This window comes from Nocardia sp. XZ_19_385 (assembly GCF_015355755.1).
Lineage (GTDB): Bacteria > Actinomycetota > Actinomycetes > Mycobacteriales > Mycobacteriaceae > Nocardia.
Genome location: NZ_JACVEE010000002.1, coordinates 1,914,991 through 1,934,263 on the forward strand (window position 1 = coordinate 1,914,991; position 19,273 = coordinate 1,934,263).

Sequence of the window (19,273 nt, forward strand, 5' to 3'; positions counted from 1 at the left end):
CCACCTGCCCGCAAATGTGACTGGAACGCGTTTCAGTATTTTCCCGAAACGCGCCCGCAGGGAACTGGACGCTCGATACAGTTCGCCCAATCGCACCGATGTGCGTGGCTACAAGGAGTTTCTGTATGAGTAAAGCCCCTGGTCGTCGGGTCGGCGCCGGCCTCACCGCGCTGGCCGCCATGAGCTGTGCGGCGGTCCTGAGCGCGCCGTACGCCTCGGCAACACCCACCGAGCTGGAGGTTTCGGGCCGGACCATCCACGCCGCCTGCACCTACGAGATCACCGCCAAGGTGAACCACTGGTTCGAGGTGTGGTTCTACGACAACGCACTGGTCATCCCGGGCAGCCCGGTCAAGCCGGCCAACGGGGTTGCGACCATTCAATGGAAGCCGAAGAAGTCCGGCACCCACACCCTGTCCGCGCTGCAGGGTTCGCACATCGAGATCAAGGTGAACGTCGCCGAGCCGACGCTCACCGGTAGCGCCACCTGTGGCGCGGGACCCCTGGGCTTCATGGGGTCCTAGGAGTTACCCGCCCAGCCCTCCGGGTCGGTCCAGGCCTGGAGGGCGCGCGTGGTTTCGAAGCGTCGCGGCTCGCCGCTGAGCGGATCGGTGAATTCCAGCGCCGCGGCCAGCAACTGGAGCGGCCGGGTGAAATCGTCCACCGGTTTGTCGGTGATGACCGGATAGAAATCGTCGCCGAGGATCGGGACCCCGAGACCGTTCATGTGCAGTCGCAGCTGGTGGGTTCGCCCGGTGTGCGGCTTCAGGCGATACCGGCCGAGCCCGTCGCGATGTTCCAGCAACTCCACCACGGTCTCCGCGTTCGGCTCACCCGCCACCTCCTGCGCGGCGAGCACGTGCTTCTCCTTGATGATCCGGCTGCGCACCGTCCGGGGTAGTACCAGAGCCGGGTTGTAGGGCGCGATCGCCTCGTATTCCTTACGCACGGAACGCTTGTGGAACATCGTCTGATACGCCCCGCGGCGCGCCGGATTGATCACGAACAGGATCAGCCCCGCCGTCACCCGGTCCAGCCGATGCGCCGGAATCAAGTCGGGGAGCCCGAGGTCGTGCCGCAACCGGACCAATGCCGTCTGCCGGATGTGCTGCCCGCGCGGAATGGTCGCCAGGAAGTGCGGCTTGTCGATGACGAGCAGATCGTCGTCGCGGTGCACCACGGTGATCTCGAACGGCACATCGGTCTCCTCGGGCAGATCCCGGTGAAACCACACCGCCCCGCCCGGCACATACGGCGCGTCCGGCGCGATCGGCCCGTCCAGATCGACGATCCCGCCCTGCCGCAGCAGCTCATCGATGCGCGCCGGATCGACCCGCGGCAGCCGCTCGACCAGGTGGTCGCGGATCGTCGCCCAGGCGCCGTCCTCCGGCAGCCGCAGGCGCGCCGGATCCAACCCGAACCGCTTGGGCAGTGGCGGCTGCTGTCTTCTTCTCATCGGCACTGACCCTATGCCGTGCCGGAACGAGCTGGTCAGATCGGGGCGACCGCCGGTTCGCGCACCTCGGGCACGGGTTCGATCGGCGGCGCTTGCGCGTCCCTGCGGCGGTTGCGCAGATAAGCCCAGTGCAGCAGCCCGGTTCCGGCGACGCCCACCACCGCGCCGACGATCCCGGCCTTCCAGCCCGGCGGTCGCCAGGTGAGCTCTAGGAGCCCGTTCTGGGTGCCGGCCGGAACATCCACGGCGACGAAGGTTTTCGCCACCGCGCTCACGGGGATCTCTTCGCCGTTCAGGGTCATGCGGTAGCCGGGCCAGTAGAGCCGGGCGAACACGACGCGTCCGCCGTCCCGGGAACTGACCCGCAGCTGGGCCGCCGCCTCGTCGCTCGCCCGCGAGGTGGCGGTGGCGTCGGTGGTGTGGGCGACCAGTCCGTTCACGGTGGAGAGCAGGCCGGCTTCGCGTTCCAGCACCCAGATGTAGCGCTCGTGGCCGGGATAGTCGACCCACTTCCATCCGGTGGGCGCGGGATGGTGGCCCGCGTCCGGATATTGCGCCCGGTGCAGCACCACCCGATCGACCTTCATGAGATCGACGAGCCGCGCGCCGGTTTCGGGTTCGGCGCTGAACGCGCGCCGGAACGCGTCCGGGCAGGTGCTGCCGTCCCAGGCCATGCACAGTTGCCCGGCGAAGGGTGCGTGCCCGATCGGGGTGTAGGCGTTGACGTAGTCCAGGCCGAGGGCTTTCGCGTAGTTGCCGATGGCCAGGGACCCGTAGGCGGCGCTGACGTCGCGATCCTGCGGCCCGAGGATCGCGCGGTCCGCCAATTGCAAGGTGACGCCCTCGAAATCGGGGAAGGCGGCGGTCATTTCGGACCGCTTCTCCGGGAAGTTGTACGACATCGGCGTGTGCGGCGCGATCGCCACCTGGGTGTAGGCGATCGGGAACATGACCACCGCGATGAACGCGCAGGCCAGGGCCGGTCCCCGGTTGCGTGCCAGCCAGACCGCCGCGGCCCCGAGTCCGGCGACCACCACGACCGCGACGAGATGCCGGACCACGATCACGGGCGCGGCCGAGAAGGAGCGGATGAACAGCAAGCCGATCAAGCAGGCGGCCGCGAAGATCCGGTTCCGGGTCAAGGCGAAAGTGCCGTGGCGGCTGAGCAATACACAGACCAGCACGAGCAGCGCGAGCGCGACCATGGGCAGCACCCGGGCCGGCCAGCGCAGCGGCCCGATCGCGCCAGGTCCGGCCGTCCACATCAGGACCGCGGTCGCGAACAGTGCGACGCTGCTGAGTTCGCGCGCGGATTTCGCCGCCGCCCGCCAGTCGACGAAGGCCAGCGCCGGAATCAGGAACCACGCGATGTAGACCATCGGCAGCGGCTGCACGTGCCCCCACCACGCGGTGAACGCGGGCGTGGTGCTGGGCAGGCTGGCGTTCAGCGATTCCGACCACGGCACGGTGAGGAACGGATCGTTGTGGATGCGCGCGTTGCCGCGCCAGGTGTACTGCGAGGACAGCAGGCCCGGCAGATTCGCGATCAGTGCCGCCGACGCGGCCAGCGCCGAGACGAGCATCAGATTCAGGACCGGCCGCCATTGCCGCTGATGGATGTACTCACCGGCGGCGATCGTGGCCATCAGCAGACCGGATTCCACCGCGGGGAAGGCGTATTGGACGGTCAGCGCCAGATATAGGAACACGAACAGCGAGATCGGCCCGCTCTCCCCGCGCACGTACCGCACCGCGGAGGCCCACGCGTGCACCATCCACGCGGTGGCCGTCAGGCAGGTCATCCAGCTGGCCTGGTCGAAGAACAGGAACCAGCCGCTCAACGGAAAAGCGATGCCCGCCACCGCCGCCCAGTACGCGCGCGCCCCGTAGGCCAGGCAGATCCGGTACACGCCGAGCGCCGCGATGATCGAGAACACCAGTTTGGCCAGCGTCGCGTAGAGCGCGAGGTTGTCGAACGAGGGTGCGAGGAAGTGCACCAGCAGCTGCGGTGGGTTGTACAGCCCGGCTTCCTCGATGGTGTAGTTGCCCGCCATCCATTCGTGCGGGATCAACCAGGGAAATTCACCGTTGCGCAATCGGTTACCGAGCGCGACCCACATCGGCGCGTACTGCGCCTCGGTGTCGTCGGTGTAGTAATGCCGGGGGTCGCCGAGGAGTACGGCCAGATATCCGGCGATGACCCCGGCGACCGTCGCCGCCCCCCACAGTCGTCTGTCGCGCTTTGTTTCGGTGTCCCCGCCGGTGCTCACAATTGCGGGATCGTAGAGCTAAATGGTGAACACCGAAAGGCGGGGACCGCTTGGTCGGTCCAACCGCGTCAGAAACCGCGCAAACGGTCGGGCGCGACGCGAATCGCTACGGAGTAGGTGGCGAAGAATTTCTCCGCGGTCATCCCCAAGGACTTCAAGCCCGCGGCGTACTTGATCGCGTAGGCCTCGAGTTCCGCCGCCGACGGCGCGCTGTCATCGATGCGGGCATTGCCGGTGAGGACGCCGACGTCGTATCCGCCGTCGGTGTTCAGGTTCAGCGAGACCCGGGGATTGCGCTTGATGTTGCGCAGTTTCGCCTGTCCGGGCTCGCTGAAGATGAGGAATTCGCCGTCGCGCCACTGGAACCACACCGGGTTGGGTTGCGGGGTGCCGCTGCTGCCGACGGTGGTCAGCCAGATCAGGCCCTCCTGTTCGAGGCGGGGTGCGACCTTGGCGCCCAGGGGAGTCGCGGGGTCGACTACGGGACGATCTGCCGTGGTGGTCATGCCTGTGCATAACATCGCGGGTCCGGCGCGGATTCCAGGAATGCCGACGCTGTCCGAATTACGCCAACGCAGATCCCCGCGGCCGAATGACTTAGGTTAGCCTTCCTTCTGGCTTCAGGTGTTCAGGCCTGCAAGGTCGAGAAGGGGATTGCTATGACGGTGGAGGTCGAGCCGCTAGCCGCGGCGGAGACGGGGAACCGCAAAACCAGAGCGCAACTGAAAACGCGCAAACAGCAGGAAGCGCAGGCGCGCAAGGAGATTCTCGCGCCGGTGCGCACGCCGTTGCTGCTGGCGAGCGTCATCATGGCGGTCGCCTCGGTGTGCACGGTGCTGCCCTTCGTGCTGATCGTCGAGGCCTGCCGTGAGTTGCTCGCCGACCAGGTCGGTACCGACCGGGTCTGGCGTCTGCTGACCATCGCCGGACTGGTGCTCGGCGCCCGTGCGTTGTTGCAGGCGGTCGCGCTGACCTGGTCACACCTGGTGGACGGCAGCTACCAGCTGACCCTGCGAAGGCTGTTGGCCGCCAAGCTGACCCGGGTGCCGCTCGGCTGGTTCGACGAGCGCTCCTCCGGCGGCGTGAAACGGTTCCTGTCCGACGACGTGGAGGCGCTGCACTATCTGGTGGCGCACGCGCGGCTGGAGTTCGTCGGCGCGCTCACCGTCCCGCTGATCACCCTCGGCTATCTGTGCACCGTCGACTGGCGGCTGACCTTGGTCCTGCTGCTTCCGGTGCTCGCTTTCGCGATGCTCTACAGCCGGATGCTGGATGTGGACGGCCGGGACCGGTTGGTGGTCTACAACCGGTCCGAGCAGCGCACCCAGCAGGCCCTGATCGAGTTCGTCGACGGCATCCAGGTGGTGCGGGCATTCGGTCAGGCGGGCAAGGCGCACAGCGAGTTCCAGGCCGCGGTGGACCATCAGGCGCGCAGCGTCGACCGGATGAAGACGCCGATCATCAAGGTGCAGTCGGCATCCGACATCGTGGTGATGCCGGTGTTCGTCATGCTCGTGGTGCTGATGGCCGGGCTGGCCGCGGTGGGCTCGGGCTGGCTGCCCGCACTGGACGTGCTGCCGTTCCTGCTGGTCGGCTTGGGGATCGGCAGTTCGCTGACGGGCCTCGGGTACGGCGCGCAAGCGCTGCGCTCCGGGGGCGCGGCGGCGCTGAGATTGCATGAGCTGCAACAGACTCCGGAGCTGAGCAGACCTGCCGACGCCGGTGCCGAGGCCGCGCCCGCGGGCGCCGTGCGGTACGAGGGCGTCGGGTTCGCCTACCGCGCGGGCCACGAGGTGCTGCGCGATATCGATCTGGAGCTGGCACCCGGCACGATCACGGCGCTGGTCGGTCCGAGCGGTTCCGGCAAATCCACCCTGGCGCAGCTGTTGCCGCGCTTCTATGACGTCGGCTCCGGCCGGATCACCATCGGTGGCCGCGATATTCGCGACTTCTCCTCCGAAGAGCTCTACCGCACAGTCGGATTCGTTTTCCAGGATGTCCGGCTGGTGCGCGGCAGCGTGCGCGAGAACCTGCTGCTGGCCCGGCCCGATGCCGACGATGCCGCACTGGAGCGGGTGGCCCGCGCCGCCCGGATTCACGACCGCATCCTGGCCCTGCCGCGCGGCTACGACTCCGAGATCGGTATCGATGCGAGCTTGTCCGGCGGTGAGGCACAACGCCTTTCGATCGCCCGCGCGCTGCTCGCCGACACTCCGGTGCTGGTGCTGGACGAAGCAACTGCCTTCGCCGATCCGGAATCGGAAGCCGCGGTGCAGGACGCATTGGCGGTACTGGTCGCCGGGCGCACCGTCCTCGTCATCGCCCATCGCCTGCACACCATCACCGGCGTGGACCGAATTCTGGTGCTGGAGAACGGAAGCCTGGTCGAGCAGGGTGACCACGCCACCCTGCGCGCCGCGGGCGGCACGTATCAGCGGCTCTGGGAAATCAACGAGGCGGCGCTGGGTGAGCTGGCCATGATCGAAACTGAGGCACGATGATTCGCAAGGTTTTGGGCCTGATTCCGGCCGAATTCGCCCCTCTCGCACCGAAACTCTTCGCCGCGATCGTGGCGCAGGCGCTCAGCCAGGCGGCCGCCTACCTGCTGCTGGTTCCGGTGCTGCAGGCGCTGTTCGACGACGAACTCGGGCGCGCCTGGCTGTGGATGGCGGGCATGGTGCTGGCCGTGACCGGCGTAGTGGTGTTCGGCTACCTGCAGGCCGCCATCGGCCTACGCATCGGTGTGGGCATGCAGCAGGGTTTGCAGACCCGGCTCGGCGATCACCTGAACGCGTTGCCGCTGGGCTGGTTCGAGCAACGCGACACCGGCCGCCTGTCCCGCCTGGTCGTGGAGCAGGTACGCGAGACCCAGGGCCTGGTCGCCTACCTGCTGGCCAAGGTGCTCACCGGCATCCTCGTTCCCCTCGCGGTCGCGCTCGGCATGCTGTTCATCGACTGGCGCGTCGCGCTGACCATGCTGCTCGCCGCACCCGTCCTCTACCTGATCAACGGCCTGGCCAACCGCGGTTATGTGCGCGCGGATCAGCGCCTGCACGCCGCCGCTGCCGAATCCGATTCGCGGGTCATCGAATTCGCGCAGGCACAGCCGGTGCTGCGAGCTTTCGGCGCGGTCGCGCGCGGCAACCGCGCCCTCGATGCCGCATTGGCCGGGCAGCGCGCCGCGGGTCTGCGGATGATCGTCGCCAGCGTGCCGGGCCTGATCGTGTTCGCGCTGTTCGTGCAGGCCGTGTTCCTGGTGCTGGTCTACGTGGTGGTGGGCCGGGTGACCGGCGGTGCGATGTCGGCGGCGGCCGCGATCGCGCTGGTCGCGGTCAGCTCGCGATTCATCGAACCGGTGAATCAGGCCGCGCAGGTGGGCAACGCACTGCGCTCGGCCGCGTCCGCCGCGGATCGGATCACCGCGTTGCTCGCCGAGCCGGTGCTGCCGGAGGCCGCCGAGCCGGTGACCTCGGGTGCCCCGAGCGTGACCTTCGACAAGGTCGACTTCGGTTACCGCCCAGGCGAACCGGTGCTGTCGGACCTGTCGTTCACCGTGCCCGCGGGGACCACCACGGCCATCGTCGGACCGAGCGGCGCGGGTAAAACGACGCTGCTGCGCCTGGTGGCCCGGTTCTACGACGTCGATTCCGGGCGGGTCGAGGTCGGCGGACACGACGTGCGCGCACAACCGTCGGCGACGTTGCTGGATCAGCTGTCACTCGTCTTCCAGAACGTCTACCTCTTCGATCGCTCGGTGGCCGACAACATCCGGATCGGCCGGCCCGCCGCCACCGCGGCCGAGGTGCTGCGCGCGGCCGAGGCGGCACGGGTCGACGAGATCGCCGAGCGCCTGCCCGACGGCTACGACACCCGCGTGGGGGAGGGCGGCGCCGCACTGTCCGGCGGTGAGCGCCAACGTGTTTCGATCGCCCGGGCACTGCTGAAGGAGGCGCCGATCGTGCTGCTGGACGAGGCGACCAGCGCGCTGGATCCGCACAGCGAAGCCGTGGTGGTGCGTGGCGTGCACGAACTCACCAGGGATCGAACGGTTCTCGTGGTGGCACACCGGCTGACGACCATCGCCCACGCCGACCAGATCCTGTTCCTGGACGGCGGGCGCATCGTGGAACGCGGCACGCACGCCGAACTGCTCGAGCTCGGCGGACGCTACGCCGCGTTCTGGAACGAGCGCTCCCGCGCGAGCGGCTGGCGGCTGGAACCCGCTACTTCCAGTACGCCTGGTATTTGAGGGACGTCTTGGGCAGGCCATGAGTGGTCTTGAAGGTCTTCACGATCGAACGCGTGGTCTGCCCACAGCAGGCGACCCAGGCGAAAGCATCTGCCGGGCAGGTGATTTCCTGTGCCTTCTCGCGCATCAGGCGACCGTCGTCGACGCGCTGCAGCCAAGTCACCTCGTGGTGGGGCTTGTTCCGTAGCGGCAAGCTCCGATCCGATTCGTGCTGCCACTCCAGGAAGACCCGGGCCGGGGTGTCGCCGATGGTGTCGAGGATCGAGTTGATGGCGGGCAGCGAGGCGGTATCGCCGAAGATGACGTACTCGCTCGTGACCGTCTCGGGGAGACGGGATTTGGCGTCGTAGTTCAGCACGGTCACCTCGAGTTGATCACCCGCGGCGGCGTTGCGGGCCCAGTCCGCGGCGGGGCCGTGGTGCAGCGCGAACTCGATGAAGAGGCGATCGTTGTCGGCGTCCTGGTCGATCAGGGTGAAGGCGCGATGGTGCAGTTTGTCGGTGCCGGTGTCCGGAATCCACACGCGGACGTACTGCGTCGGGTATTGCGGATGCTGGGCCAGCAGGCCGTTCGCATCGAAGCCGAGCCGGACGTAGTCGTCGGTGACGAACTCGCTCGATCGCACGGTGAGGCGGTAATCCTGGCCGCCCCACGCCTTGACCATGACGCCGTTGAATCCTCTACCCATGGGCATTAGGTTAGCCTAAGGATACTTTCGAAGCCATGTGTATCGTGCCTCTCCCGGTCCGCCCCGCAGCGATCGGCGCAGGCGTATACGGTCGGCGATGATGAGTTTCGTGGAGATGCGATGACAGGCCCGGTTGCGCTGTGGATCTCGCTGCCCGCGCTCGCCTACGCCGCCGCCGTCATCGGGTTGCGGTGGCGCTACGCCAACTCCACGGACAGCGAGCGGATGATCAATCGGGCGTTGAGCCTGATGGTCGTCGCCACCTTGATCGAGGAATGCGGCAGCCGAACCGAATTCGCCGAGTTGACCTACCGGGTGTTTCTCGCGATCGGAGTGTTCGTCAACGTCGCGATCGTCGGCATGGCCTTATTGTTCGCCGGGGTGAATCCCGAACACGCGCGCCGGCGGCAGCAGCGGTATGCCCGCTGGGCGGTGGCCGGAGCTGTGCTGCCGCTGCTGCTCGGCCATCCGGATGAATCGGCGCCGATGTGGCAGTCCTGGACGCTGTGGGCGATTTTCAGTGTGCCGGTAACGGTCGCCGGATGTCTCACGGTGCGGGCGTGCCTGCGCGACCTGCGGTCCGAGGCGGCCTCGCCGCGACAGAAACTCGCCTTCGGCGCCTTGCTCGTGGGCGCGATCGGCTGGGTGTATTCGGCAGCCGCGAGCGGAATCGTCTTGCTGATCGGCGGGCCGCTCACCAACCCCGCGCCGCATTGGACGGCCGAGTCGTGCGCCGGCTTCGTGGCCTTGATCACCCTGACCGTCATCCCGCTCGCGGGGACCGCCGCGGCCCGCCGGGGCTGGGATCAGGATGGCCGGAAAATACGCAGCCTGCAACCGCTTTGGCGGGATCTGACGGCGCTCGTCCCCGGCGTAGTCCTACCGGGACCGCCGGACAGCGATTCCGGGTACCGGCTCTATCGCATGGTCGTGGAAATTCGCGACGCCCTCACCCAGTTGCGCCTGGACGTGCCCTGTGGCGAGGACGTCGAATCCGAACTGGATATCCTGCTCGCCCTGGCCCGGGACTGGCCTAATGATCCTCGGTATCGGGATCTCCGACAAAGAAGCCGCCCCACAGCAGATCTTCGGTGAACTGCGTCTTGATCGCGATCGGCACGCTCGAATCGGCCGCGCCGGGCCCGTCGAGCAAGGCGAGCAGCCGGGGGTCGTGAATACGCAACTCGCACCAGGCTTTCGGATGCTCGAGCAGGAAACTCACCGAATCCCGGCGCAAGGTCGCGTAGGCCGACAGTGTGGTGGCCCAGGGGACGCCCACCGGCCGCGCGGGCGGGCGGCCGGACGGGTGCAGAGTGTAGAGATCGCGATAGCCGACCCGCACGGTGACGGCGAGCCAGCCGCCGTCGATCAGCCGCTCGATCAGGTCGGCTGCCTCGGGATCGTCGGTGCCGGAGGTCAATTCGGAGAGCGTCGCGGGTCGCTGCGGCAGGCGGTGCAGCAGCCGCGATTGTGCCTCGGTCAGGTCCGTGAGCGTTTCCGCGCGGGTGGGATGCCGCAGGACGGCGTCGGCCGCGGTGACCGAGACCGTACTGCCCTCGCGCAGTGCGAAGCGGGTGTCATCGGGATAGGCGGACACTGTGACCTGCTACTTCGCGCCCGCTGTGAAAGCCGGGCCCAGCTTGTCGAGGATGTAGGGCACCGACAGCGCGGTCGGCTGGTTCACGGCACTGATCTCCTGGGTCGTCAGGAATACCACCGAACCCTTTTGCACGGCAGGCAGATCGGCGTAACCGGGCAGCTGCCGGTACTTCTCATCCATGCCGGGGGCGTAGCCGGCGAGCAGCACGTCGGCGGTGATCTCGTCGACCCGCTCCGGGGACAACGCCAGCCGGCCCTGATTCGAGGGCAGCTCCATGAGGTTCTTCGGGATGCTCAGCCCCAGCTGTGTGAACACTTTGGCCGAGCCGTCGTTCGGGTCGGTCAGCACCATCATCTGGGTGGCGGCCGCCAGCCAGGTGCTCGCGAAAGTCTTGCCCTTCAGCCCCGGGTTCGCCGCCGCGATCGCGGCGATCTTCGCGTCGACGCCGGCGATCACCTTGCTCGCCTCATCCGGTTTCCGCAGCACCTTGCCGAGCGCGGCGACCTGGTCCTGCCACGGCGTCACCACGGCGGCGGTCAAGCCCGGCAGGGTCGGCGCGATCCTGGACAGCTCGTCATAGGTCTTCTGGTCGGCGATGAACGGGTCCGCCAGGATGAGGTCGGGCTCCAGCGCCGCGACCTGCTCGGCGACATTTCCCGTGGTGTTCAAGGCCTTCCCGGCGGCCAGCAGCGACTGCGGCACCCACGGCGGCGTGGACTTGGACAGCACCGCCACATTGTCGATATACCCGACCGGCGTCACCCCCAGCGCCAACGTGGAATCCAGCCACTGATTGCCGAGAGCGACAACCTTCTTCGGCGTCCCTTCGACCGTGGTCTCGCCACGCGCATGCGTGATGGTGACGGCCTCGCCACCGGACCCGGTGGCCTCGCCCGAGCCGCCGCACGCGGTGATACCCACTGCGAGAGCGCAGGCGACCGCTGCCACCGCGGCCCGCCTCCACACGTGAGACGCTCGAACAGTCCTCATCCCCAACCCTTCTTCGAAGCAAGTCAGCCAAGGCTAACCTATTTTGCGAGTAGCGCCCATGCCCGCCCCGATCTTCCTGCGCGCGTCACTCACGTCACCCACATTGCCCCCGTCCGCGCACCCGTCGGGGGACCGCTGATCGCGGCCTTCGCGGCAGGCCAAGCAGCAGCGAGGTCGAGCAGGGCTCGCAATTCCGCGGTCCGGTCGGCGGGAGCGGCGAGGGCGACGGGGTCCGCGGAGCCGGGCGCGGGCAAACCCCGCGACTTGGCCTGCACCGCTTCCGCTATCCGCAGGGCGTAGTGGTGGATGCCGGTTCCGGGATTCGACGTGTCCTCGGTATAGAGCTTCAGCTGGAGTAGGGCGTCGCGGATCTCGACCGTGGTGCGGTACAGGCGTAGGGTGGGGTCGCCGGTGTAGGAAACGCCCTGGGCCAGGACGACTTCCGGAACCGCGGCGGTGAGGTCGCGCCACAGTGCGTGCAGGCGGCGATAGCGACGGGAGTCACGGTCCCAGCCTGCGCGTTTCACCAGTGCCAGCAGGAGGGGAATCGCGATCAGCAGGCACAACAGGACCAGGACGAGATACGAGATGATCGCGTAGACCGTTCCGGGAACAGCGGTCGGCAGGCCCATGACCGCTCGCACCGCCACCACGGCCGAGCCGACGGCGAGGTACGCACTCACCACCAGCAACGCGGAATACGCCCAGCGTTCCCGCCGCGTCGTGCCGGATCGCAGTTCCCGCACGCAGGCGCGGATCACCAGGGGGCCGGCGGCGATGGTCACCGAATTGCAAACTGCCCACACCCATTCGGCGAGTTCGGTCCGGCCGGTCACCGCGCCGAACGCGATAAGGAGCGCCGCGGCCGCGCCGAATCGGTTATAGCGGCGTTGCCGCCGGGCCGCTGCCGCCGGATCGGCGCCGTCGAGCAGCCGGGCCATCCCGTACAGATTGACGATCGTCATAGGGCCGCATGCCAGAAACAGATACTCGGCCAGCTCCGGGCCACTGATCCCGGCCAGGCAGACGAAGCACGTCAAACCCAGGGCTTCCCAGGTCAACGCCCAGTTGAGGAGCCGATCGATGAGCTGATCGTCGACCAGCCACCACCGGCCGAGGACGACGGCGGCGGTCAACGTCACCAGAACCACGGAGATCGGGAGGGGCAGAGCGGTCATCGCCGTCGACCCTAATGGTGGCTACAGCCGCATCACCTGCACCCGGCGGCCCGCCTTCGCGATCAGACGGTCGATGTCGTCGGTATCAGAAGTCAGGATGGTGACGAGGCCGGGTCTGTCCAAAGCCGTTGCGCACAGCATGGAGTCGATCGCGTACTTGTGGCCGTGCAATCCCGCGCCGGCCAGCAGGTCTGACGCGGTCATCGCGACAGCGCGGGTGACGGGCTCGACCTCGATTCGGGACAGCGTCCAGGCGAACGCCGACCGATTCATCGCGGGATGCGCGACCTCGACCAATACTGCCGCCGACGTGATCACGGGTCGGTCTTCATCGCGCGCTGCCGCAAGCCAGACGCCGACCGCGCGATCGCGCCGTACCGCACGGCTCAGCCCTTCGCTATCCAGCACCAATGTCATGCCGCACCCGCCGCTCGAGCCGTCCCGCCCCTGAGGATTGCCGCCTTCTCGGCGACTTCCTGCTGGTCGAACGGGCCGGCCTCGGCCTCGATCACGTCGATCAGCTCTGACAACAACTCTCGGCTCAGTGCCCGAACGGTCGCCTCCTCGACGAACTTCGATACCCCGCGCTTGCCGACGCGTTTCCGAATCGCCTCATACGTCCCGGTTGTGAACGACACGCTGACGCTGCGTGCTGGTCCCTCACCCGGCATGAACTGAACGTCTACACCTGGATTCGCCATGCCTGCACTTTAACAAAAGTTTTGCCAAACAGCTCGGGATTTTCGCCCCGCTCTCGGCAGCCGACGTGAAGGGAGGGCCTCGCGCCCTGGCCGCACACCGCCCGGGCGGGTGATGCGCGGCGGCATCACCTGAATCGGGTTAGACTGCGCCGACTTTCAGCTGTTCAGGGATGGGAAGCCTGTGTGAAGACGTCAAGGGACTGGAGCGTCGAGTGGCTCGAGAGCCTTAAATGGCTCGCGATCGCGTTCTCGATTACCGCGGTGGCATTCGTGGTCATCGCTGCGCTGTTGCTCACGCTCACGAAGTGGGGGCGTCAGTTCTGGGCGGTTAGCGGCGGCTACTTCCGCGGCCCCGGGGCTTGGCGTACCTGGCTCTTTGTCGCGGCGCTGCTGCTTCTGGCACTCCTGAGTGTCCGGCTGAGTGTGCTGCTCAGCTACTGGGGCAACGATATGTTCAGCTCCTTCCAGCTCGGCGGTTCTGGGCTGAGTGCCGGGGATGCTGCGAAGGTTTCGGAAGCCAAAACCGGGTTCTGGAACTCGGCGAAGCTGTTCGTCGTGCTGATCACCATCTGGATGGTCAAAGAACTGGTGTATCTGTACGGCAAGCTGGCGTTCGATATTCGGTGGCGGGTGTGGCTGACCGAGCACGTCACTACCGACTGGCTGCGTGATCGCGCGTTCTATCGGTCCCGGTTCATCGACAACACCATCGACAACCCCGACCAGCGTGTGGAAGCCGATATCACGGTGTTCACGCAGCAGTCACGCACGCTGTCGCTCGGCGCGGTGGAAGCTGTTGTCTCGGTCGTGTCGTTCACGAAGATCCTGTGGGATCTGTCGGGGCCGATGACCATCTTGGGGGTCACGATTCCGCGGGCCGCACTGGTCATCGTCCTCACCTATGTCTTGGTGACTACCGTGATCGCCTTCTGGATCGGTCGCCCGCTGATTCGGATCAACTTCCTGAAAGAGCGGATGACCGCCAACTTCCGCTACGCACTGGTGCGTGTGCGAGATTCCGCCGAGAGCGTTGCGTTCTATCGTGGTGAGAATGCCGAGCGGGACGGACTGCTCAGCCGTTTCGCCGAGGTAATTCAGGTGCAATGGGCTTACGTCTACCGGTACATGAAGTTCGCCGGCTGGAACTTTGTCGTCGGCCAGTCCGCCTACCTCTTCCCCTACCTCATCCAGGCACCCCGCTTCTTCAGCGGCGCAGTGTCTTTGGGTGGTATGAACCAGACAGCCTCGGCTTTCAGCGAGATCCAGACTTCCCTGTCGTTCTTCCGTGAGTCGTATGACGACTTCGCGGCCTACCGGGCTTCCCTGATCCGTCTCGACGGTCTTCTGATCGCCAGCGACGACTCACGCGACCTGCCCAAGATCGCAGTCGCCGATCTGGAGAACTCGGTTCGGCTGGACAAGGTCGATGTGCGCAAGCCGGACGGTGAAGTGCTCATCGACGACCTGACCTTGCAGTTGAGCCCGGGCGACGCGTTGGTCGTCAAGGGCGCCTCGGGCAGCGGCAAGACCACGTTGCTGCGCGCGCTGGCGCAAATGTGGCCCTACACCGACGGTGAGATCGGTCGTCCGGCCGGCGATGACACCCTGTTCCTGTCCCAGATCCCGTATCTCCCGCTCGGCGATCTGCGCACTGCGGCCGAATACCCCGGCAAGCCGGCCGAGATCAGCGACGACACCGTGCGTGAAGTCCTGGCCAAGGTCCACCTCGGCCATCTCGTCGACCGGCTGGACGAAGAGGCCGACTGGGCGAAGATCCTCTCCCCGGGTGAGCAGCAGCGCTTGGCGTTCGGGCGCATTCTGCTGATCAAGCCGAAGGTCGTCTTCATGGACGAAGCCACCTCGGCGGTGGACGAAGGCCTGGAGTATTCGCTGTACAAGCTGGTGCGAACCGAGCTTCCGGACACCATGGTCGTCAGCGTCGCGCACCGCAGTACCGTGGACCAGCACCACACCCAAGTCCTGACGTTGGAGGGTAACGGCCCGTGGAACCTCGAAGCGGTCACCGCCGACGCCTAGCGGAGTGAACTCAGCCCAGGCCGACCCCCGATTTGGGTCGACCTGGGCTTTCCCCTACACTAGACCGGTTGCCTGCGGGAGCTATGCCCGCGATTCGGCCGCGAACCCCCAGCAGTGGGGTCCGAGTTTGCTTACTCAGACCGCTGAAACCGCTGGCAGGCGCGCGTTCGGGTGGCACATGACCATGCCCGTCGGGTCGGCAATCCGGCGTGGCTTATACGTCCAGGTCAAGGAGGCTGAAGTGATTCAGCAGGAGTCGCGCTTGCGCGTCGCCGACAACACCGGAGCGAAGGAAATCCTTTGCATCCGCGTGCTCGGTGGCTCGTCGCGCCGCTATGCCGGTATCGGCGACATCATTGTCGCCACCGTTAAAGACGCTGTCCCCGGTGGCAACGTCAAGAAGGGTGAGGTCGTCAAGGCCGTCATCGTGCGCACCGTCAAGGAGCGCCGTCGCCCGGATGGCTCGTACATCAAGTTCGACGAGAACGCCGCCGTTCTCATCAAGCCGGACAACGATCCGCGCGGCACTCGCATCTTCGGCCCGGTCGGCCGTGAGCTGCGTGAGAAGAAGTTCATGAAGATCGTCTCGCTGGCTCCGGAGGTGCTCTGACATGAAGGTGCACAAGGGTGACACCGTTCTCGTCATCTCGGGCAAGGACAAGGGCGCGAAGGGCAAGGTCATTCAGGCCTACCCCGCGACCGGCAAGGTCCTTGTCGAAGGCGTGAACCGTATCAAGAAGCACGTTGCCAACTCCGCCAATCAGCGCGGCGCCTCCTCGGGCGGCATCGTGACCCAGGAAGCCCCGATCCAGGTCTCCAACGTGATGGTCGTGGATTCGGATGGCAACCCCACTCGCATCGGTTACCGCACCGATGAGGAGAGCGGCAAGCGGGTCCGGATCTCCCGTAAGAACGGGAAGGACATCTGACATGACCTCCACTGAGAACAAGGTTCAGCCTCGCCTGAAGGAGCGCTACCGCGCCGAGATCAAGGACGCGCTGAACGGCGAATTCGACTACGCCAACGTGATGCAGATCCCGGGCGTGGTGAAGGTTGTCGTGAACATGGGTGTCGGCGACGCCGCCCGTGACGCGAAGCTGATCAACGGCGCCGTCAAGGATCTGGAACTGATCACCGGTCAGAAGCCCGAGATCCGTAAGGCCACCAAGTCGATCGCGCAGTTCAAGCTGCGTGAGGGCATGCCCATCGGTGCGAAGGTCACGCTGCGTGGCGATCGCATGTGGGAGTTCCTGGATCGCTTGGTCTCCATCGCGCTGCCCCGTATCCGCGACTTCCGCGGCCTGTCGCCGAAGCAGTTCGACGGCAACGGCAACTACACGTTCGGCCTGAGCGAGCAGTCGATGTTCCACGAGATCGACGTGGACTCCATCGACCGCCCGCGCGGTATGGACATCACCGTGGTCACCACCGCGACCAACAACGAAGAAGGCCGCGCGCTGCTCAAGCACCTCGGCTTCCCGTTCAAGGAGAACTGAGCACATGGCTAAGAAAGCACTGGTCAACAAGGCCAACGCCAAGCCGAAGTTCGCGGTCCGCGCCTACACGCGCTGCCAGAAGTGCGGCCGTCCGCACGCGGTGTACCGCAAGTTCGGCCTGTGCCGTGTCTGCCTGCGCGAGATGGCCCACAAGGGCGAGCTCCCGGGCGTGCACAAGAGCTCCTGGTGAGCCTGCGCTCTTCCTGAGCGTGCACGACAACTGAAATCGTTCGAGGGCACGGACTCCATGTGAGTCCGTGCCCTTCGGCGTCTTCGGTTGGGGTGCAAGGGTATTCGGCGGCCGAGCTTTACAAGACCTTATGAAACGTTTTGTTCGCAAACCCCGATCTCCATCCCGAACGAACATCTATGGAGGTCGAAATGAACCGTCTCGCAACAAAATTCGCCGTCGCCACCGCCGCCGCGGCGATCATGTTCGCCGGCGCCGCGCCCGCGATCGCCGCCCCCGCCCCGGCGGCTCCGCAGGCCACCGCGGTCGCCGAGTCCGGTTCCTCGGGCACCGGCTCGTCGCTCATCGACCTCCCCCTGGGGCTCCTCAAACTCATCATGTGCGGCCCCTGGGGCAGCACGCAGCCGCACCCGAACCCGAGCTGCCGCTGAGCACCTTGGATAACCGGCGTGGGCGCGGACTCTCTGAGTCCGCGCCCACGCGCGTATCTATGTGCGGGCGCCCTTATGCGGGGCTTGCGGCGAAGGCGCCGGTATAGAGGAATCCCGAGGGATTCAGGCGCACAGGCGGTTTCGGTAGGGCGATCCGGCGCGGTGCGGCCGCCGTGGCCCCGAAGACGAGGGCGCGCAGGACCAGGAAGCGCAGGACGCCGGCCAGTGCTGAGGCGGTGAGATAGACGACCTGCTGGGTCCAGATATTCGGGTTCGCGCACACCAGGGGGAGTAGCAGCATCGCGGCGCTGGTCAAGGCGTAGGCGCCCGCGGCGGTGGCCGCGGACTGGAGGTGTTGCCGCCAGCCGGCGGGTTCGCGGGCGGTGAAGGTGAAGCGGGCGTGCAGATGGGTGCCGAGGACGGTGGAGGCGATCGTGATCAGGGCGTTGGCCAGGGCGAACGGAATGGCAAGCCCGAGCAGGGTCACAGCGACGCTGGAGAGCAAACCGTTGCTGCCGCCGACGGCGGTGTAGCGCAGGAACGAGGCGACGGGACCGGAGCCGGTCAGCAGGCTGCGTAGGGGGCGGTCCATCGGGTTCTCCTCATCGGTTTGGGTCGCGCTATGGCGTGCCGCTCACACTATACGTAGATGTATACGTATACAAGACGCCCAGGTGGGAGCATCTTTGAGGTCGTCGCGGGCAGCGGCAGTGGCTACTTTTTGGACGGCGCGGCCGGGAGAAACTCACCGGCGGCGAATCTCACAGCCCTGAGTGCGGGGCCGGATTTGGCGTCTAGCTGGGCTTTGCATACACTTGAGCGGTTGTCTGGGCACATCTGTGTCCGCAGGTGGCTGAGGTGGTGTTTCTGCCTCGTGCCCTGCGGGCGGCCCGGACCCCGAGGACTCATCAAGAGCTCTCATCCGGTCGGCAAATGTCGGCCGGACCAGCCCCATTGCTATAGGCCCACCGTTGGCGTGTCATGTGCCGGCGCTGCATGGGAACCGTAGCGAGAAAGGTGTCGAGGTCTAACCATGACCATGACTGATCCGATCGCAGACTTCTTGACGCGTCTGCGCAACGCCAACTCGGCGTACCACGATCAGGTGAAGGCTCCGCACTCGAAGCTCAAGGTGAACATCGCCGAGATCTTGAAGCGTGAGGGTTACATCGCCGATTACCGGACCGAGGACGCGACCGTGGGCAAGACCCTCATCGTCGACCTCAAGTACGGCCCCAGCCGTGAGCGCTCCCTGCAGGGCCTGCGCCGCGTCTCCAAGCCGGGTCTGCGTGTGTACGCGAAGTCCACCAACCTGCCCAAGGTCCTGGGCGGCCTCGGCGTGGCGATTATCTCCACGTCGACCGGCCTGCTCACCGACCGTCAGGCCAAGCAGCAAGGCGTGGGCGGAGAAGTCCTCGCCTACGTCTGGTAAGGGAGGTAGGACAAATGTCGCGTATTGGTAAGAAGCCCATCGCAATCCCTGCCGGCGTCGAGGTGAACATCGACGGCCAGAACGTCTCGGTCAAGGGTCCCAAGGGCACCCTGACCCACGTTGTCGCCGAGCCGATCACCATCTCCAAGGGTGAGGACGGCCAGCTCGAGGTCATCCGCCCGGACGACCAGCGGCAGAACCGTTCGCTGCACGGCCTGACCCGTACCCTCGTCGCCAACATGATCGAAGGCGTCACCAAGGGCTACGAGAAGAAGATGGAAATCTTCGGTGTCGGTTACCGTGTGGCCGCCAAGGGCTCGAACCTCGAGTTCGCCCTCGGCTACAGCCACCCGGTGCCGATCGAGGCCCCGGCCGGCATCACCTTCGCGGTGGAATCGCCCACCAAGTTCTCCGTGTCCGGTATCGACAAGCAGGCGGTCGGCCAGATCTCCGCTGTCATCCACGGACTGCGTAAGCCCGACCCGTACAAGGGCAAGGGCATCCGCTACGCCGGCGAGGTTGTTCGCCGCAAGGTCGGAAAGACGGGTAAGTGA

General features: G+C 66.4%; 22 protein-coding genes. 12 read left to right on the forward strand and 10 right to left on the reverse strand.

Annotation, left to right across the window (positions count from 1 at the left end):
* The first annotated feature begins 125 nt into the window (after nt 1–125).
* The gene (locus tag IBX22_RS21600) at nt 126–524 is read left to right on the forward strand and encodes a hypothetical protein (RefSeq protein ID WP_194817313.1); all 399 of its coding nucleotides are present in this window, start codon (nt 126–128) and stop codon (nt 522–524) included.
* Here the strand turns inward: IBX22_RS21600 and IBX22_RS21605 are convergent.
* The 3 genes from IBX22_RS21605 to IBX22_RS21615 form a co-directional block, all read right to left on the reverse strand.
* Entirely contained in the window at nt 521–1,456 is a 936-nt protein-coding gene (locus tag IBX22_RS21605) for an RluA family pseudouridine synthase (protein WP_194817314.1), read from the reverse strand. The two genes, IBX22_RS21600 and IBX22_RS21605, sit on opposite strands and share 4 nt — an antisense overlap.
* 35 nt (nt 1,457–1,491) lie before the next feature.
* Complete coding sequence (locus tag IBX22_RS21610; RefSeq protein ID WP_309234719.1) at nt 1,492–3,726, reverse strand: hypothetical protein; 2,235 nt, start codon at nt 3,724–3,726, stop codon at nt 1,492–1,494.
* A gap of 68 nt (nt 3,727–3,794) precedes the next feature.
* Complete coding sequence (locus IBX22_RS21615) at nt 3,795–4,232, reverse strand: TIGR03667 family PPOX class F420-dependent oxidoreductase (protein ID WP_194817315.1); 438 nt, start codon at nt 4,230–4,232, stop codon at nt 3,795–3,797.
* A gap of 153 nt (nt 4,233–4,385) precedes the next feature.
* Here IBX22_RS21615 and IBX22_RS21620 point away from each other — a divergent pair, with 153 nt between their 5' ends.
* Both IBX22_RS21620 and IBX22_RS21625 read left to right on the forward strand, forming a co-directional pair.
* Nucleotides 4,386–6,227 (forward strand): ABC transporter ATP-binding protein, encoded by a 1,842-nt coding sequence (locus tag IBX22_RS21620; protein ID WP_194817316.1) that lies wholly within the window; start codon nt 4,386–4,388, stop codon nt 6,225–6,227.
* On the forward strand, nt 6,224–7,975 hold the full coding sequence (locus IBX22_RS21625; RefSeq protein ID WP_194817317.1) for an ABC transporter ATP-binding protein: 1,752 nt from the start codon (nt 6,224–6,226) through the stop codon (nt 7,973–7,975). Before IBX22_RS21620 ends, IBX22_RS21625 begins: the two co-directional genes overlap by 4 nt.
* Here IBX22_RS21625 and IBX22_RS21630 read toward each other — a convergent pair.
* Nucleotides 7,950–8,663: a siderophore-interacting protein gene (locus IBX22_RS21630; RefSeq protein ID WP_194817318.1), complete on the reverse strand. Its 714-nt coding sequence runs from the start codon at nt 8,661–8,663 to the stop codon at nt 7,950–7,952. The genes IBX22_RS21625 and IBX22_RS21630 overlap by 26 nt on opposite strands.
* 120 nt (nt 8,664–8,783) lie before the next feature.
* On the opposite strand from IBX22_RS21630, the gene IBX22_RS21635 reads away from it, so the two are divergent.
* Nucleotides 8,784–9,758 (forward strand): DUF6545 domain-containing protein, encoded by a 975-nt coding sequence (locus tag IBX22_RS21635; RefSeq protein WP_194817319.1) that lies wholly within the window; start codon nt 8,784–8,786, stop codon nt 9,756–9,758.
* On the opposite strand, the gene IBX22_RS21640 is transcribed toward IBX22_RS21635, so the two are convergent.
* The 5 genes from IBX22_RS21640 to IBX22_RS21660 form a co-directional block, all read right to left on the reverse strand.
* Nucleotides 9,697–10,260 (reverse strand): hypothetical protein, encoded by a 564-nt coding sequence (locus IBX22_RS21640; RefSeq protein ID WP_194817320.1) that lies wholly within the window; start codon nt 10,258–10,260, stop codon nt 9,697–9,699. The two genes, IBX22_RS21635 and IBX22_RS21640, sit on opposite strands and share 62 nt — an antisense overlap.
* A gap of 9 nt (nt 10,261–10,269) precedes the next feature.
* Nucleotides 10,270–11,211, reverse strand: coding sequence for an ABC transporter substrate-binding protein (locus IBX22_RS21645; protein WP_309234720.1), 942 nt, complete (start codon nt 11,209–11,211; stop codon nt 10,270–10,272).
* 131 nt (nt 11,212–11,342) lie between these two features.
* Nucleotides 11,343–12,431, reverse strand: coding sequence for an MAB_1171c family putative transporter (locus IBX22_RS21650; protein ID WP_194817322.1), 1,089 nt, complete (start codon nt 12,429–12,431; stop codon nt 11,343–11,345).
* A gap of 21 nt (nt 12,432–12,452) precedes the next feature.
* Entirely contained in the window at nt 12,453–12,848 is a 396-nt protein-coding gene (locus IBX22_RS21655; protein WP_194817323.1) for a PIN domain-containing protein, read from the reverse strand.
* On the reverse strand, nt 12,845–13,132 hold the full coding sequence (locus IBX22_RS21660) for a hypothetical protein (RefSeq protein ID WP_194817324.1): 288 nt from the start codon (nt 13,130–13,132) through the stop codon (nt 12,845–12,847). Before IBX22_RS21660 ends, IBX22_RS21655 begins: the two co-directional genes overlap by 4 nt.
* A gap of 183 nt (nt 13,133–13,315) precedes the next feature.
* Between IBX22_RS21660 and IBX22_RS21665 the strand changes: the two genes are divergently transcribed.
* The 6 genes from IBX22_RS21665 to IBX22_RS21690 all read left to right on the forward strand — a co-directional run bounded on the left by IBX22_RS21665 (nt 13,316) and on the right by IBX22_RS21690 (nt 17,287).
* A complete protein-coding gene (locus IBX22_RS21665) occupies nt 13,316–15,169 on the forward strand; it encodes an ABC transporter ATP-binding protein/permease (protein WP_194817325.1) in 1,854 nt (617 codons plus the stop codon).
* A gap of 241 nt (nt 15,170–15,410) precedes the next feature.
* Nucleotides 15,411–15,779, forward strand: coding sequence for a 50S ribosomal protein L14 (gene rplN, locus IBX22_RS21670; protein ID WP_194817848.1), 369 nt, complete (start codon nt 15,411–15,413; stop codon nt 15,777–15,779).
* Between the two features lies 1 nt (nt 15,780).
* Nucleotides 15,781–16,098 carry a 50S ribosomal protein L24 gene (rplX, locus tag IBX22_RS21675; RefSeq protein WP_194817326.1) on the forward strand — a complete coding sequence of 106 codons (318 nt, stop codon included), beginning with the start codon at nt 15,781–15,783 and terminating at the stop codon, nt 16,096–16,098.
* A 1-nt stretch (nt 16,099) separates the two neighbouring features.
* On the forward strand, nt 16,100–16,666 hold the full coding sequence (gene rplE / locus IBX22_RS21680) for a 50S ribosomal protein L5 (RefSeq protein WP_194817327.1): 567 nt from the start codon (nt 16,100–16,102) through the stop codon (nt 16,664–16,666).
* 4 nt (nt 16,667–16,670) lie between these two features.
* Nucleotides 16,671–16,856: a type Z 30S ribosomal protein S14 gene (locus IBX22_RS21685; protein ID WP_194817328.1), complete on the forward strand. Its 186-nt coding sequence runs from the start codon at nt 16,671–16,673 to the stop codon at nt 16,854–16,856.
* 191 nt (nt 16,857–17,047) lie between these two features.
* A complete protein-coding gene (locus IBX22_RS21690) occupies nt 17,048–17,287 on the forward strand; it encodes a hypothetical protein (protein ID WP_194817329.1) in 240 nt (79 codons plus the stop codon).
* Between the two features lie 73 nt (nt 17,288–17,360).
* On the opposite strand, the gene IBX22_RS21695 is transcribed toward IBX22_RS21690, so the two are convergent.
* On the reverse strand, nt 17,361–17,879 hold the full coding sequence (locus IBX22_RS21695; protein WP_194817330.1) for a GtrA family protein: 519 nt from the start codon (nt 17,877–17,879) through the stop codon (nt 17,361–17,363).
* Nucleotides 17,880–18,320: 441 nt separating this feature from the next.
* On the opposite strand from IBX22_RS21695, the gene rpsH reads away from it, so the two are divergent.
* Together rpsH and rplF are read left to right on the forward strand one after the other, a co-directional pair.
* On the forward strand, nt 18,321–18,719 hold the full coding sequence (gene rpsH / locus IBX22_RS21700; protein ID WP_194817331.1) for a 30S ribosomal protein S8: 399 nt from the start codon (nt 18,321–18,323) through the stop codon (nt 18,717–18,719).
* Between the two features lie 14 nt (nt 18,720–18,733).
* Nucleotides 18,734–19,273 carry a 50S ribosomal protein L6 gene (gene rplF / locus IBX22_RS21705; RefSeq protein WP_194817332.1) on the forward strand — a complete coding sequence of 180 codons (540 nt, stop codon included), beginning with the start codon at nt 18,734–18,736 and terminating at the stop codon, nt 19,271–19,273.

Bases quoted from the DNA above. Each gene is read 5' to 3' on its own strand.
- IBX22_RS21600 (WP_194817313.1), top strand. From the start codon at position 126: ATGAGTAAAGCCCCTGGTCGTCGGGTCGGCGCCGGCCTCACCGCGCTG.
- IBX22_RS21605 (WP_194817314.1), bottom strand. From the start codon at position 1,456: ATGAGAAGAAGACAGCAGCCGCCACTGCCCAAGCGGTTCGGGTTGGAT.
- IBX22_RS21615 (WP_194817315.1), bottom strand. From the start codon at position 4,232: ATGACCACCACGGCAGATCGTCCCGTAGTCGACCCCGCGACTCCCCTG.
- IBX22_RS21620 (WP_194817316.1), top strand. From the start codon at position 4,386: ATGACGGTGGAGGTCGAGCCGCTAGCCGCGGCGGAGACGGGGAACCGC.
- IBX22_RS21625 (WP_194817317.1), top strand. From the start codon at position 6,224: ATGATTCGCAAGGTTTTGGGCCTGATTCCGGCCGAATTCGCCCCTCTC.
- IBX22_RS21630 (WP_194817318.1), bottom strand. From the start codon at position 8,663: ATGGGTAGAGGATTCAACGGCGTCATGGTCAAGGCGTGGGGCGGCCAG.
- IBX22_RS21635 (WP_194817319.1), top strand. From the start codon at position 8,784: ATGACAGGCCCGGTTGCGCTGTGGATCTCGCTGCCCGCGCTCGCCTAC.
- IBX22_RS21650 (WP_194817322.1), bottom strand. From the start codon at position 12,431: ATGACCGCTCTGCCCCTCCCGATCTCCGTGGTTCTGGTGACGTTGACC.
- IBX22_RS21655 (WP_194817323.1), bottom strand. From the start codon at position 12,848: ATGACATTGGTGCTGGATAGCGAAGGGCTGAGCCGTGCGGTACGGCGC.
- IBX22_RS21660 (WP_194817324.1), bottom strand. From the start codon at position 13,132: ATGGCGAATCCAGGTGTAGACGTTCAGTTCATGCCGGGTGAGGGACCA.
- rplX (WP_194817326.1), top strand. From the start codon at position 15,781: ATGAAGGTGCACAAGGGTGACACCGTTCTCGTCATCTCGGGCAAGGAC.
- rplE (WP_194817327.1), top strand. From the start codon at position 16,100: ATGACCTCCACTGAGAACAAGGTTCAGCCTCGCCTGAAGGAGCGCTAC.
- IBX22_RS21685 (WP_194817328.1), top strand. From the start codon at position 16,671: ATGGCTAAGAAAGCACTGGTCAACAAGGCCAACGCCAAGCCGAAGTTC.
- IBX22_RS21690 (WP_194817329.1), top strand. From the start codon at position 17,048: ATGAACCGTCTCGCAACAAAATTCGCCGTCGCCACCGCCGCCGCGGCG.
- IBX22_RS21695 (WP_194817330.1), bottom strand. From the start codon at position 17,879: ATGGACCGCCCCCTACGCAGCCTGCTGACCGGCTCCGGTCCCGTCGCC.
- rpsH (WP_194817331.1), top strand. From the start codon at position 18,321: ATGACCATGACTGATCCGATCGCAGACTTCTTGACGCGTCTGCGCAAC.
- rplF (WP_194817332.1), top strand. From the start codon at position 18,734: ATGTCGCGTATTGGTAAGAAGCCCATCGCAATCCCTGCCGGCGTCGAG.